Genomic DNA, 14,996 nt, shown 5'->3' on the forward strand with positions numbered 1-14,996 from the left:
CTGCGCCTTTCCTGCAAAGCTCCGCTTTGAAAACCACAAAAAGATATACTTCGCTATACTTCAAAAAAGAAGCGAGCATCCAATAAAACTAATAAATCAGGATTGGCTGCGCCTTTCCTGCAAAGCTCCGCTTTGAAAACCACAAAAAGATATACTTCGCTATACTTCAAAAAAGAAGCGAGCTTCATTTTTGAAGCTCGCTTGCATATCCACTTTTTTGTGGTTTATTCGTGACCTCGACAGGATTCAAACCTGTAACCCTCAGAGCCGAAATCTGATGCGCTATTCAGTTGCGCCACGAGGCCATTAATACATTACAAATTTACGAAAGTTTTCTTTTAACGATATTGGAAATAGTTTTACCATCTGCCTGACCGGCCAATTCCTGGGAAACGATCCCCATAACCTTCCCCATATCCTTCATTCCTGAAGCCCCAACAGCATCAATGGTCTGTACCACTACTTTCTCGATTTCCTCTTCGGTAAGCTGTTCTGGTAAAAATTTCTCAATAACAGCTGCTTGAGCCAATTCAGGATCTGCCAAATCTGCCCTACCCTGCTGCGTATAAATGGCCGCACTGTCCTTGCGCTGTTTAACCAGCTTCTGTACCAATTTCACTTCATCCTCCTCGGTAAGTCCGGCACCGGAACCTGTTTCGGTCTGTGCCAATAACAAAGCGGATTTAATGGCCCTAAGCGATTCCAAAGCAACGGAATCTTTGGCTTTCATAGCCGTTTTCATTTCTTCCATTACGCGTTGTTGCAAGCTCATATCCATATATTTTAGCGGTGCGAAGATAAAAAATAAACCCGAAAACAACTTGTATTTTCGGGTTTAAACTTATCTAAAAAGTGAAAAGAAACTGTTTTCCTTAATCTACATTATCGTGCAAAAACGAATTGTTGGATCGCATTTGAATCTCGTCATTACTGTCCTCACTTAAAGAGGTCCTGGAAACCTTGTTTTCCCTGGAAGCCTCGTTCAAGTTTACACCCTGCCTTTTATAGGCTGGCTGCTTCTCTATTTCGTCTATCCTGTTCATGCTGTTCTGGAACTTGTAGTTGAAATCTTTTAACTTCCTTCTACGCTCATCGGCCCTAGCCTTCAACAATTCTTCCAAAGGAGTATCCATAGGATCAATCTCCTTGGTTTCCTCTACGTGGGATGATTCTTCCTTTTGAACAGTTTTCTTTTCAAAAACTAACTCGTCCTCCAATATCTTGGGTTCAAACTTTTCCGCTTTGGATTTGGCACCGGTCAATTTTTGCTCAAGTTCCATATAATCATCCAAGCTGTATCTTTTCTCACCATTCTTATTGTATTCCAATACGGGTACTACTTCTATATGCTCCCTAACATCCATTTCCCTCACCTCGTCCAAATTAAAGGTAATGGTATGCTCCTTCTCTTCTTCCTCTTCCTCATTTCTTTTGGAATGGCTCAAAGGCATATCAAAACTCAAGGTGAACTGATCCTCATCTTGTTTTTTGGAAGAAACATATACAGGCTCTACAACCTCAATATCACTTAGACTGTCCTTGGATTCAATAACGATAAAATCCTCTTGCACGTTTTCTGCAATGACCTCTTCATAAAAGACATTGAAGTTCTTGATATAACTTGTCGTTGGTATCAAATCCATTTCCTTTACAGCGGCCTTGGCCACTATTTCCTCTTCCTCTTCTTCTACCAATTCATGTTTAACGACCAGCTCGGGTGTTGGAGTTACCTCTTCCTCTTCTTCCAATTCCAATTGATGCACAACATTACGGGAAGAAAGCATCAAATCCTGCTCGGCTTTTTGCTCGTCTTCCAAAGTGTGAATAATCTTTTTGGATTCCGTGTTCACAATATTATCCTGCTGGTCTAAATTAAAACCCGTGGCTATGACCGTTACAGCAATGGCCTCTCCCAAACTTTCATCCTCACCAACACCCATGATGATATTGGCTCCGTGTCCGGCTTCTATTTGGATATGGTCGTTGATTTCCCCAATCTCGTCAATAGTGATCTCTTGTGATCCAGAAACGATGAGCAACAACACATTTTTAGCACCAGTAATCTTGTTGTCGTTCAATAATGGAGAATCCAAGGCCTTCATGATGGCCTCATGGGCCCTTGATGAACCGGATGCCGCAGCAGATCCCATAATGGCGGTACCACTATTGGACAAGACCGTTTTGGCATCGCGTAAATCTATATTCTGAGTGTAGTGATGGGTAATTACTTCCGCTATTCCTCTAGCAGCAGTTGCCAACACTTCATCTGCCTTGGAGAAGCCGGCCTTAAAGCCCAAATTACCGTAAACCTCCCTTAGCTTGTTGTTGTTTATAACGATTAATGAATCTACATTTCTACGCAGTTTCTCCATTCCCACATGGGCCTGCTCACAACGCATTTTTCCTTCAAATTGGAAAGGAATGGTCACAATACCTACCGTTAAAATATCCAATTCCTTGGCTTGCTTGGCAATAACAGGGGCAGCTCCAGTACCTGTTCCCCCACCCATACCTGCAGTGATGAATACCATTTTTGTATTGGTTCCCAACATGGACTTTATATCCTCCATGCTCTCAATAGCGGCCTGCTCTCCAACTTCAGGATTTGCACCAGCGCCCAATCCTTCGGTCAGGGAAACCCCTAATTGTATTTTATTGGGAACTGGACTGTTTTCCAATGCCTGTGAATCTGTATTGCATATCACAAAATCCACTCCGTTGATCCCGGCCTGGAACATGTGATTGATGGCATTGCTACCACCCCCTCCTACACCAATGACTTTTATGACATTGCTTTGATTCTTGGGCAAATCAAAAGCTATACTTTCAAATTCAGTGTTCTTACTCATTCTTTTTGTATTACTGGTTATACGATATGTGTTCTCAATTCTATGCCCTATTCCGCATTATCCAAAAAGTCTTTCAACTTTTCGGACCATTTGTCAAATATGGATTTTCTTTCTCTTAATGTTTTTGGTTGCTCCGTGGTGGCCTGTCCATTACCTTCATCATAGATAACTTCCGTTTCCACCTCGTCATGGGACTCTTCAATGGCTTTCACCTTGGCCTTTGTATTGATGGCATTCATCAACAGTCCAACGGCCGTAGCATACAAGGGACTGGCAATTTCCTCATCAGAATCGCCTGCCAAATGCTCATTGGGATATCCAATTCTGGTATCCATCCCCGTAATATATTCTACCAATTGCTTTAAATGCTTCAACTGACTTCCTCCACCGGTCAGCACTATCCCCGCAATCAGTTTTTTCTTTTGGTCCTCATGACCGTAGTTCTGGATTTCCACATAGACCTGTTCTATGATCTCCACCACCCGGGCATGGATGATCTTGGAGAGGTTTTTAAGGGTAATTTCCTTGGGCTCCCTTCCCCTTAATCCGGGAATGGAAACGATCTCATTATCCTTGTTCTCCCCTGGCCAAGCCGATCCAAATTTTATTTTTAGAAGTTCCGCCTGTTTCTCTATGATGGAACATCCTTCCTTGATATCTTCCGTAATGACATTGCCCCCAAATGGAATTACCGCTGTATGCCTGATGATGCCATCTTTGAAAATGGCAAGATCCGTGGTTCCTCCTCCTATGTCTATAAGGGCAACTCCGGCCTCCTTTTCCTCCTGGCTCAAAACCGCGTTGGCAGATGCAAGTGGCTCCAAAGTAATACTACCCAGTTCCAAACCTGCACTTTTGATACATCTTCCAACATTCTTGATGGAAGATACTTGCCCTACCACGACATGAAAATTAGCCTCCAGTCGTCCTCCGTACATCCCTATTGGCTGTTTGATTTCCGCCTGACCATCTACCTTGTACTCCTGTGGCAGCACATGGATTATTTCTTCTCCAGGCAACATGACCAATTTGTATACTTGGTTGCACAGCTTGTCCAGATCATCATCATTGATGACCTCCTCAGAATCAACCCTGGTGATATAATCACTATGCTGCAAACTTCTAATATGCTGACCTGCTATACCTACTACAACGGACCCTATTTTCAAACCTGAATTAGCCTCAGCTTGCTCAATGGCCTGTTGAATGGACTTGATGGTTTGTGTAATGTTATTCACCACACCGCGATGTACGCCAAGACTCTTGGATCTTCCGATACCTAGAATCTCAATTTTACCGTACTCGTTCTCCTTCCCAATAATGGCCACTATCTTGGTGGTTCCAATATCCAATCCAACCGAATAACTACCTTGTTCCATACCCTAAATTTTGGTGCACACTACTTGATTATTATACTCTAAACTCACCAAATCATAATGATTCAATGTCCTGTCCTTGGTGGCCTTGTTATAAAAGGCCATGAAATTGTTGAACTTTTCCCTTAAATTTTCAACACTCCCCAAATTCACCACAAAGTTCTCCATACGGAACTTTAGCTGGTAATCGCCATCGTCACCCACGTGAATGCCGATAATATTTTTTCTTAGAAAAGTATCCGTATTGATATATTCGAGGATAACGTATATATCTTCCAAACTTTTTCCAGTGATGTTGCCCGTAATTATGGGCACCCTTGCAGAATGATTTTTGGAGAACGGCATGCGTTTTCCCTCATCATCCACATAATACTTATTAACCCCCTCAACTCTTCCGATTGGCTTACGCTGCAAGATCTTCGACGTAAGTTTCCCATCTACAGTAAGATACACTTGGGCATTTTTTACCATATCATCGGTCTCAATAACCTTCTCTATGGTATTCAAAACTAATTTTTCTTTGGGCACGTTTTTAAGGCTACCGTATTTTTGTATTAACAATTTATTAACCATCTCATGGGTGGTATAGAGGTTTTGATCCCCCAAAAACTGTATTTCGATATCATTTACGATTTTCTCCTTGCTCCTATGGTTGGAAAACGCATAAAGACCCATAACCAACAGTAGCAACAACCCTAATTTCAGATAGTTCCAATTAATTTTCATGAGTGAATTCTTTTTCAATTTTTATAACTTCCAAACCTATATCACCGGCTCCCATGGTCACTAGAACATCTGGAGCTTGTTTTTTGATCTCTGCTATCAAATCCGATTTTGCAATAAGTTTCTTGTTGGGGTTGTTTATTTTTTGCAATAACCATTCCGAGGTAACCCCTTCTATTGGTTTTTCTCTTGCCGGATAAATATCCAACAGCAGTAGGCTGCCAAATTTTTCCAGACTTTGGGCAAAATCATCTATAAAATCCCGCGTTCTCGAAAAAAGGTGGGGCTGAAATATGGCCAACACTTTTTTGTTCGGATGCATTTCTGAAACCGCTTGATATACGGCATTTATTTCCGTAGGATGATGGGCATAATCATCGATGAAAACAAAATCTTCCCTTTTTAAACGGTATGAAAAACGCCTTTGCACCCCTTTAAATGTTGCCAGAGCGGCAACCAAACGCTCTTTGGGAGCATCCGTTTGCAGTGCCATAGCAAAAGCCACCAAACCGTTGAGCAAATTATGTTTCCCTGGCTTACTGAACGTAACCCCTTTGAAGGTCTCCCCCGGCGTGACGAGGTCAAACAAATAAGCACCACGCTCTATTTTGAGGTCTTTGATACAAAAATCCGAACCATCTTCGATACCATAGGTAATTCCTTCCATTGGCAGCCCCTTGCGGACAAAGAGTTTTCCATTGGACTTTAACCGTCCCGCAAAATCATGGAACGACTGAACCAATGCCTCACTGGTACCATAAATATCCAAATGATCCGCATCCATGGAAGTTATGCAGGCAACATCCGGTGTAAGCTGCAGGAAGGACCTATCAAATTCATCGGCCTCCACAACGGACACCTCTGTGCCCTCCAGCAAAAAATTACTGTTGAAATCCTCAGAAATACCTCCCAAGAAAGCGGTAATGGGCATCCCAGCCTCATGCAGTAGATGGGCCAAAATACTTGAAGTGGTGGTTTTGCCATGGGTACCGGCAACTGCCAAACTGAAGCTGTTATTGGTGATCATCCCCAATACGGCAGATCTTTTCCTCACTTCAAACCCTTCTCTTACAAAATATTGGTATTCTTCATGATCTACTGGCACTGCCGGAGTATATACCACTAAGGTTCCCACGGGTTTCTTATAGTGTTCGGGCACAAGTTCCAGATTGTCCTCGTAATGGATTTCCATGCCAGCCTCCACCAATTCCTTGGTCAAGGGACTTTCCGTTTTATCGTATCCCCCAACATTTTTTCCAATAAATTTGAAATATCGGGCCAGAGCAGACATTCCTATGCCTCCAATTCCTATAAAATAAACGCTATGTAGATCCTTAATATTCATTAATGTCCCCTATAGGCCTTTAGTTCTTTAATAATTTTTCAATCTCGTCCACGATATGCTTGGTGGCATTCGGCATTGCCAATTTCTTAATATTGGTGCTCAACTTTGCCTGGCGTTCCTCAGAATTGAAAATCTCCTTGAAAACCACTTCAAAATGTGTATTTAAGTCTTTTTCTTTTACCATTTCGGCAGCATTCTCCGAAATCAGTGCTTGGGCATTTTTTGTTTGATGGTCTTCTGCAACATTGGGGGATGGAATAAATACCACTGGTTTTCCCACAATGCACAGTTCAGATACAGAACCTGCACCCGCCCTTGAGATTATCATATCCGCCGCCCCATAGGCAAAATTCATTTCATTCAGAAAATCGAACACTTTTACCGTATTCGAATTGTATTTTTTGTACTCGCCGTGATAGAGTTTCCCACACTGCCATATCAACTGTAAACCCAGCGACTCAAAAAAGGACAATTTCTCTTCTATCAATTGATTGATCCTACGGGCACCCAAACTACCGCCCAATATCAACAAAACAGGCTTTTCCGCATCCAATCCGAAAAAATCTACCGCCGCCTTGCCATCAACGGACACCTGCATCAAATCACTCCGAACCGGATTTCCCGTTTTTACAATTTTACCCGCAGGAAAAAATTGATCCATTCCGTCGTAGGCGACACATATCTTCGCTACTTTCTGAGCCAATAGCTTGTTGGTGACCCCAGCATAGGAATTCTGCTCCTGCAAGACACAAGGAATCCCTTTGTTGGAGGCAATCTTCAAAAGCGGACCACTGGCAAATCCCCCGGTACCAATGACCACTTGGGGTTTAAACTTCGCCACGATGCTCCTTGCCTTTACCAAACTACTGATCAATTTTATGGGAAACATTAAATTTTTAAGGGTCAGTTTCCGTTGCAACCCGCTAATCCATAATCCTTCTATCTTGTACCCCGCTTGAGGCACTTTTTCCATTTCCATCCTATCCTTGGCACCTACGAACAAAATATCGGCATCGGGATACCTTAATTTCAATTCATTGGCAATAGCTATTGCCGGATATATATGTCCGCCTGTACCACCCCCTGAAAGAATAAATCTATAACTGTCCACTTAATATTTCTAAAGGGTTAGTATCATCCAATTCCGAGGATTTCTCCTCTTCCTCCATATTCTTGTTACTTGCACTCAATACAATACCTATTGCAAGACAGGTCATCCAAATTGAGGTACCTCCACTACTGATCAATGGAAGGGTCTGTCCGGTCACAGGAAACAGTTCCACTGCAACAGCCATATTGATCAGGGCTTGGAACACGATAGGCAAACCTACCCCAACAACCAATAACTTGCCAAAAACGGTGGAACTTCCATTGGCCACCACTACGATTCTGAACAATAGCAACAGGTAAAAGAACATAATGGCAAAACCTCCAACCAGTCCGTATTCCTCTACGATAATGGCATAGATAAAATCCGAGGAACTTTGGGGCAAAAAGTTTTTCATGACACTCTTCCCGGCACCGCTCCCTACAATCCCGCCGGTAGCTATGGCAATTTTTGCTTTTTCGATCTGATAATCTGCTTCGGTATCCTCGGGATTCCAGAAACTCTCTACCCTACTGATCCATGTATCCACCCTATTGGGGAACAAATCCGGTACCGCCTTGGCCAAGAGCACAAAAAGAGTGAGGAACGCAAGTCCGCTACCAACAATGCCCATTAGGTATTTTATGGGATACCCTCCCATAAAGCAAAGCAGCAATACCATAAAAAATATTATGGCCGCCGTAGAAAAGTTGGCCGGTAAAATTAGGATCAACACCAAAAAAACTGGCAGCCACAAGGGCAGGATACTCTCCTTAAAACGAATTTCCTTGTCCTTGATCTTGGTCAGGTATCTGGCCACATAGATCATTAGCACTACAGATGCCAATGTAGAGGTTTGAAAAGTAAATCCTACCAAAGGAAGCCGTATCCACCTACTGGCATTGGCACCTTCAATGGTGGTCCCTTGAGCCAACGTATAGATCAACAACAACAAGACAATGGGCATGGCTATGAGCGACAGGCCTTTAAAAAAGTGGGTCGGTATCTTATGCACACCATAAATGACACCAAATCCCAGGATCAACAGCATGGCATGTTTCAACAAATGCCCTACCGTAGTCCCATTACCTACCACATACACCAAATTGCTACTGGCACTGTAAACAGGCAAAAAAGAAAACAAGGCCAAGAGGGCTACTACCCCCCAAATGGCCTTATCTCCTTTGATATTTTTAAAAAAGTCTATCACCCTATAAATTTTTTACGGCTTCTTTAAACTGATCCCCCCTATCCTCATAATTCTTGAACAGGTCAAAACTGGCACATGCCGGGGACAACAAAACGGTATCACCGCGTTCCGCGATCTTATATGCAACCTTAATGGCTTCTTCCATGGAAAAAGTCTCCACCATGAGGTCTACCACATTGCCAAATGCATCCAATATCTTGGAATTATCCAAGCCCAAGCAAACAATGGCCTTTACTTTTTCCCTTACCAAGGGCATCAGTGACTTATAATCATTGCCCTTATCCAAGCCACCAACAATCCAAACGGTAGGGGTCTTCATACTGTCCAAGGCGTAGTATGTGGCATTTACATTGGTAGCCTTGGAATCATTGATGTACTGTACATGATGGATCTTCAGAACTTTTTCCAAACGATGGGCAGCCCCCTGAAAATTCTGGACACTTTCCCTGATTGTTTGTTTTCTAATCTGCACTAATTTGGCCGCAGTAGATGCCGCCATCGTATTTTTAAGGTTGTGCTTGCCTTCTAAAGCCAAAGTGTCTTGCTCCATCTCCATTGTGTTATTTTGTGTTGTAATCTGTATTTTGTTGTTTTTTATATATGCGCCTTCTGCAAATTCCTTCTCTAAGGAAAAGGGGATCAACTTGGGCCGTATTTTATTTTTTTCCAAATAATCCATCAATACCTCATCATCAGCATCATAGATCAGATAGTCCTCAGCGGTCTGGTTCTGTACTATCTTAAATTTGGATTCGATATAATTTTCGAACTTGTAATCATATCGGTCCAGATGATCCGGCGAGATATTGGTTATGATGGAGATATGGGGTTTAAAGTCCACCGTACCATCCAATTGAAAACTACTTATTTCCAACACGTAGTAATCATACTGCTGTTCTGCCACCATTTTCGCAAAACTGTCACCAATATTACCGGCCATACCCACATTTAGACCACCACTTTTCAACAAATGATAGGTCAACATCGTGGTTGTGGTCTTACCATTGCTACCGGTTATTCCAATCAAGGTCGCATCGGTGTATTGGGCCGCAAACTCGATCTCGGAGATAACTGGGATACCCATCTCCTTAAGCTTTACCACCAAGGAAACTGAATCGGGGATACCGGGGCTTTTCATGACCACGTCGGCGATCAATATTTTGGTTTCGGTATGGCGCTCCTCTTCCCAATCCACCCCCAGATTTTCTAGGGCATCTTTATATTTATCCTTTATTTTGCCCCTATCGGACACAAAGACATCATATCCTTTTTGCTTGCCCAGGATAGCCGCACCTACTCCACTCTCACCACCTCCCAATATGACCAACCTTTTCATTAGCGTACTTTTAGGGTTACGATACAAACAATTGCCAACAGTATTCCTATGATCCAAAATCGGGTAACGATCTTACTTTCGTGATATCCCTTCTTCTGGTAATGGTGATGCAGGGGAGCCATTAGGAAAACACGTCTTCCCTCACCAAACTTCTTCTTCGTATACTTGAAATAGCCCACTTGTAGCATTACCGAAATTGATTCGGCAAAGAAGATTCCACAAAGCACAGGTATCAAGAGTTCTTTTCGCACGATGATGGCTATCACCGCAATCACCCCACCAATGGTAAGGCTTCCCGTATCTCCCATAAACACTTGGGCAGGAAAAGCATTGTACCATAAAAATCCTACCAAGGCCCCCAAAAAGGCCGCTATAAACACCACCAACTCCCCAGCCCGGGGTATGAACATTATATCCAAATAGTCGGAGAAAATGATATTACCCGAGACAAACGCAAATATCCCCAGGGCAAATACAATAATTGCCGAGGTACCCGCTGCCAAACCATCAATCCCGTCAGTGAGATTGGCTCCGTTTGATACTGCAGTTACAATGATTATAATAATAGGAATAAAGATCAACCAGGCATAAGAGAGCATTCCCTCCCCGGCCCAGGTTATAAAAACACTGTAATCCAACTCATTGTTCTTAAAAAATGGAACCGTAGTTTTTGTGGATTTGATCTCATCACCTGACTTGACAGCAACCGTATAATTTTCGGTAATTACGGTCCTGTTGGCTTCTTTCATGGTTACTTGGGGATGAAAATAAAGGGTAGCACCCACGATGAGGCCCAAAACCACCTGACCCATTATTTTAAACCTTCCCTTTAATCCTTCCTTGTCCTTCTTAAAAATTTTTATGTAGTCATCAACAAAGCCGATGATCCCCATCCAAATAGTGGTGATGATCAACAAAATGATATAAATGTTATCCAGCTTTGCAAACAAAAGCACCGGAATCAAGGTCGCAATAATAATGATCAACCCCCCCATGGTAGGCGTACCTGCCTTTTGCTTTTGTCCTTCAAGCCCCAAATCCCTCACGGTTTCACCAATCTGTTTGCGCCTGAGAAAAAGGATGATTCGCTTTCCATAGACGGTTGCTATGATCAATGAGAACAAAACGGCTATAGCAGCACGGAATGTGATAAACTGAAACAGTCCCGCACCCGGAATTTGGTAATGCTTTTCGAGATATTCAAAGAGGTAGTACAACATATATCTTTTCTATTTTCTTCCTTCCCAAATGAAAATGGAATTGCTACTTATTTAAAACCGTTAATAATTCCTTCACTTTCTTATAATCGTCAAACTCCACGCGTACCCCATTGGTCTCTTGATACGTTTCATGGCCTTTTCCAGCTATAAGGATGATATCATTGGCCTCCGCCAATTGACAGGCCGCTTTAATAGCCTGCTCCCTATTCTCTATGGCAAGCACCTTGCGTACATTTTGCGCCTCTACGCCTTCTTCCATTTCCTTGATGATCTGAGCTGCAGATTCTGTTCGGGGATTATCGGATGTAAAAATCACCTGATTGCTGAATTCTGTAGCGATATGACCCATAACCGGACGTTTAGACTTATCTCTGTCACCACCGCACCCCACTACGGTAATGACTTTTTCATTTCCAGTCCTCAATGCATTTATCGTAATAAGTACATTTTTTAATGCGTCCGGCGTATGGGCATAATCGACTATTGCTGTAATTTTTTCTTTTGATATAAAGTATTGAAACCTTCCGTCAACATTTTCCAGTTCGCTCAGCAACCTCAAGATCTCCAACTTTTCCAACCCCAGAAGATCAGCAGTGGCATAAATCGCCAACATATTGTAAGCATTGAAATCCCCTATTAATCTGGACCAAATTTCATCTCCATCGATCTTCAACAACTGGCCGTGAAATTGGTTTTCCAAGATCTGCGCCTTGTAATCCGCATAGGATTTTAGTGCATATGTAAACTTTCTGGCCTTCGTATTCTGTAGCATCACCAACCCGTTTTTATCGTCGATATTGGTCAGGGCAAAAGCAGATTTCGGCAACTTATCGAACAATATTTTTTTAGTATCCCTGTATTCTGCAAAAGTTTTATGGTAATCCAAATGGTCATGGGACAGATTGGTGAAAATGGCACCTGCAAATACAAGGCCCTCTGTTCTTTTTTGATGAATTCCATGGGAGCTCACCTCCATAAAACAGTATTCTACCCCCACCTCGTTCATCAAATGCATGTGATAATTGATGGTCAACGCATCTGGAGTGGTATGGCTTGTGGCAAATACCTCGTCATCGACCATTATTTTAATGGTAGAAATCAATCCCACTTTAAATCCGGCCTTTTTGAACAATTGGTACAACAGACTACTAATGGTAGTTTTTCCATTGGTACCGGTGACGCCAACCAATTTCAAGTTCTTGGAAGGGTTCCCGTAGAAATTGGAAGCCATGATGGCCAAGGCCTTATTGCCATTGTCCACTTCTATATAGACCACCCCATTGACCATATCAGTGGGCAACTCCTCGCAAATAATCGCTTTAGCTCCGGCCGCAACAACCTGTTCTATAAATTTATGGCCATCCGTAAGGGTTCCTTTAATAGCTACAAAAACATCATCCAATCCCACTTTTCTGGAATCGAAAACAATGGAATTGACCATAACATTGGTGCTCCCGCTTACCGCGGAAAGACTAACCCCATATAATATGTCCTTTAACAATATCATGAAAGTTCCAATATTATTTTTTTGACTTTGCTCAATTCCGTTCCTTGGGAGATGGACTGTCTTCTTACCTTTCCATTTCCTTTGACCTCTACCTCAATACCCAAATTTTCCAAAAGGGCTACGGCATCCATGCCACTCATCCCTTTCACATTGGGCACCATATTATACTCCTGTTGTGCCTTGGTATAATATTGCTGATAGTTCTTATCCAACTGCGCCTGCTTTGGCCTCAAATCTTCGATCTTATCGGTCAGAGGATTGGTAGCATAAATTTTTTGGGCGATGGACTTGAATACCGGACCGGAAACGTCCGCTCCATAATATCCCACACTTTTATCCGGTTCGTGGATTACCACTATACAGGAGTATTTTGGATTATCTGCTGGAAAATATCCGGCAAAAGTAGAGATGTACTTTAATTTATTGGGATCTTTGGATACGTAGTCCTTTTGACATGTTCCTGTCTTTCCGGCCATGGAGAAATTGGGCGAATACAAACTATGGGCCGTACCGTAATCCTTTTCCACAACATCCTTTAGGAGTTGCTGTACCTTGCTCACTGTTTCCTTCGAACAAATAGAAGGATTGATCACTTCCTTGTCAAATTTCAGAATGGTCTTATCCCACTCCCTCACCTCTTTGATCAATCGCGGCTTTACCATTTCCCCATCATTGGCAATGGCATTGTAAAAGGAAAGTGTCTGCAATGGCGTAAGGGCCACCTCGTATCCGTGCGACATCCATGCCAATGAGATTCCGGACCAGCCCTTATCCCCGGGATATCGAATAACAGGTTTACCTTCTCCATTGATGGGGAGACCCAACTCCTTGTGAAGGTCCATATTCATCAATCTATTGACGAATTTTCCAGGATTATCCTTGTAATTGTTATGGATGATCTTAGCAAAGGCCGTATTGGAAGAAAGTTCAAAGGCCTTGGAAACGGAAATTTTTCCATAACCACCCCATTTAGAATCCCTCACGGTCCTATCATAAACACGCCATTGTCCTTTTTCTGTATCAATAACAGTACTGGTATCTACCACCTTATCTTCCAATGCCGCAACCAAGGACATCAATTTAAAAGTGGATCCAGGCTCATGGGATTCGCCAACAGCATAGTTTAAACGCTCGTAATAATTGCCGTCATTGGTAATACCCAAATTGGAGATAGCCTTCACTTCTCCGGTCTTGGTCTCCATTACAATAACACAACCGTGATCTGCCTTGTACTTCTCCAACTGCCCCAACAGGGCATGATGTGCTATATCCTGAATATTGATATCAATGGTGGAAATAACATCATAACCATCTTTAGGCTCCACGATATTATCGAACCCGATAGGCTTCCACTGGCCCTTGGCAATCTTCTGTTTCAATCGCTTGCCTTCCACACCCCTTAAATACTCCCCAAAGGCTCCTTCCAGACCAACTCGGGTGTAATAGCCGTTTTCATCTACCCTTTCATACCCAACGCTTCGTTCCGCCATTTTCCCAAGCGGGTGCTCCCTAACCGTTTTTTGCTCTACAATTAGACCCCCCTTGTAAGGACCCTTGTTGAACAAAGGAAACTCCTTAACTTTCATATAGTCCGAATAATCCAGATTTCGGGCTATCAATTTATACCTGTTCTTATTGGCCTTGGCCTTACGAAATAGTTGTTGGTAGTAGGAAGAAGGCTTATTGAATGTTTTGGACAACGCATCCGATAGCGGTTTTACATGCTCTTCAAAATCCTTGTCACTTACCGTTTCCGCATCAAAACGAATGGAATACCTAGAAACCGAGGTCGCCAACAAACTCCCGTCATCAGAATACAAATTGCCCCGATTCGGGGCAATGGTAAACATCTTTTCAGTACGATCCATGGCCAGCTTTCGGTACTTGTCACCATCCACCATTTGGATGCTGACCAGCTTCACCAACACCGCAATAGCGAAGAGAAAGAGAAATCCCACCACTATATACAACCGGGTCAATATGTTTTTTTCCGTTGTAGCCACTATTCTTTCGACTTTACTATTATTTTGTTTGGGGGCGTTTCCGAAGGAAACAATCCATCTTCTTCCAGAGTCCCCATAATGGCCGACTCCAGCTTTAATCCCTGTAGGTCTGAGCGCACATCCACAAACTCACTCCTCAGCTCCCTAACTTGCTCATTTAAACTTGCAATGCGGTGCACCTTACTATCTGCGCTATGGGAGCTGGCAATCATTACCGTGGCCAAAAAAGAGGCGAAAATGATAAAAAGCCAATTTTTGGGAGCATCCCCGCTCACCAAAAACTTACCTTTTAAAATGTCCAAAATTCCTTTTCTCATACCTTATTATATATGTAGGCCAA

At 42.7% G+C, this 14,996-nt stretch carries 12 protein-coding genes and 1 tRNA gene; all 13 read right to left on the reverse strand.

Annotated features, from left to right (window positions below; all coding sequences use genetic code 11):
• Positions 1–231: 231 nt before the first annotated feature.
• The 13 genes from WAA86_RS07185 to WAA86_RS07245 all read right to left on the reverse strand — a co-directional run bounded on the left by WAA86_RS07185 (position 232) and on the right by WAA86_RS07245 (position 14,973).
• Positions 232–305 (reverse strand) — tRNA-Arg (locus WAA86_RS07185).
• 17 nt (positions 306–322) lie between these two features.
• The gene (locus tag WAA86_RS07190; RefSeq protein ID WP_337300321.1) at positions 323–772 is read right to left on the reverse strand and encodes a GatB/YqeY domain-containing protein; all 450 of its coding nucleotides are present in this window, start codon (positions 770–772) and stop codon (positions 323–325) included.
• 100 nt (positions 773–872) lie between these two features.
• Complete coding sequence (gene ftsZ / locus WAA86_RS07195; protein ID WP_337300322.1) at positions 873–2,849, reverse strand: cell division protein FtsZ; 1,977 nt, start codon at positions 2,847–2,849, stop codon at positions 873–875.
• Between the two features lie 47 nt (positions 2,850–2,896).
• On the reverse strand, positions 2,897–4,228 hold the full coding sequence (gene ftsA / locus WAA86_RS07200) for a cell division protein FtsA (protein WP_337300323.1): 1,332 nt from the start codon (positions 4,226–4,228) through the stop codon (positions 2,897–2,899).
• A gap of 3 nt (positions 4,229–4,231) precedes the next feature.
• A complete protein-coding gene (locus WAA86_RS07205; protein WP_337300324.1) occupies positions 4,232–4,951 on the reverse strand; it encodes a cell division protein FtsQ/DivIB in 720 nt (239 codons plus the stop codon).
• Positions 4,941–6,293 carry a UDP-N-acetylmuramate--L-alanine ligase gene (murC, locus tag WAA86_RS07210; RefSeq protein WP_337300325.1) on the reverse strand — a complete coding sequence of 451 codons (1,353 nt, stop codon included), beginning with the start codon at positions 6,291–6,293 and terminating at the stop codon, positions 4,941–4,943. The genes WAA86_RS07205 and murC overlap by 11 nt, the downstream gene beginning before the upstream one ends.
• A gap of 19 nt (positions 6,294–6,312) precedes the next feature.
• Entirely contained in the window at positions 6,313–7,404 is a 1,092-nt protein-coding gene (gene murG, locus WAA86_RS07215) for an undecaprenyldiphospho-muramoylpentapeptide beta-N-acetylglucosaminyltransferase (protein WP_337300326.1), read from the reverse strand.
• The gene (locus tag WAA86_RS07220) at positions 7,391–8,590 is read right to left on the reverse strand and encodes an FtsW/RodA/SpoVE family cell cycle protein (RefSeq protein WP_337300327.1); all 1,200 of its coding nucleotides are present in this window, start codon (positions 8,588–8,590) and stop codon (positions 7,391–7,393) included. The genes murG and WAA86_RS07220 overlap by 14 nt, the downstream gene beginning before the upstream one ends.
• Position 8,591: 1 nt before the next feature.
• Complete coding sequence (gene murD, locus WAA86_RS07225; RefSeq protein ID WP_337300328.1) at positions 8,592–9,926, reverse strand: UDP-N-acetylmuramoyl-L-alanine--D-glutamate ligase; 1,335 nt, start codon at positions 9,924–9,926, stop codon at positions 8,592–8,594.
• Positions 9,926–11,146 carry a phospho-N-acetylmuramoyl-pentapeptide-transferase gene (gene mraY, locus WAA86_RS07230; RefSeq protein WP_337300329.1) on the reverse strand — a complete coding sequence of 407 codons (1,221 nt, stop codon included), beginning with the start codon at positions 11,144–11,146 and terminating at the stop codon, positions 9,926–9,928. The genes murD and mraY overlap by 1 nt, the downstream gene beginning before the upstream one ends.
• Positions 11,147–11,189: 43 nt before the next feature.
• Positions 11,190–12,653: a UDP-N-acetylmuramoyl-L-alanyl-D-glutamate--2,6-diaminopimelate ligase gene (locus tag WAA86_RS07235; protein ID WP_337300330.1), complete on the reverse strand. Its 1,464-nt coding sequence runs from the start codon at positions 12,651–12,653 to the stop codon at positions 11,190–11,192.
• On the reverse strand, positions 12,650–14,656 hold the full coding sequence (locus WAA86_RS07240) for a penicillin-binding protein (RefSeq protein WP_337300331.1): 2,007 nt from the start codon (positions 14,654–14,656) through the stop codon (positions 12,650–12,652). The genes WAA86_RS07235 and WAA86_RS07240 overlap by 4 nt, the downstream gene beginning before the upstream one ends.
• Positions 14,656–14,973: an FtsL-like putative cell division protein gene (locus WAA86_RS07245; protein ID WP_337300332.1), complete on the reverse strand. Its 318-nt coding sequence runs from the start codon at positions 14,971–14,973 to the stop codon at positions 14,656–14,658. The genes WAA86_RS07240 and WAA86_RS07245 overlap by 1 nt, the downstream gene beginning before the upstream one ends.
• Positions 14,974–14,996 lie beyond the last annotated feature (23 nt).

It is taken from the genome of Sediminicola sp. 1XM1-17 (assembly GCF_037203765.1).
Lineage (GTDB): Bacteria > Bacteroidota > Bacteroidia > Flavobacteriales > Flavobacteriaceae > Sediminicola.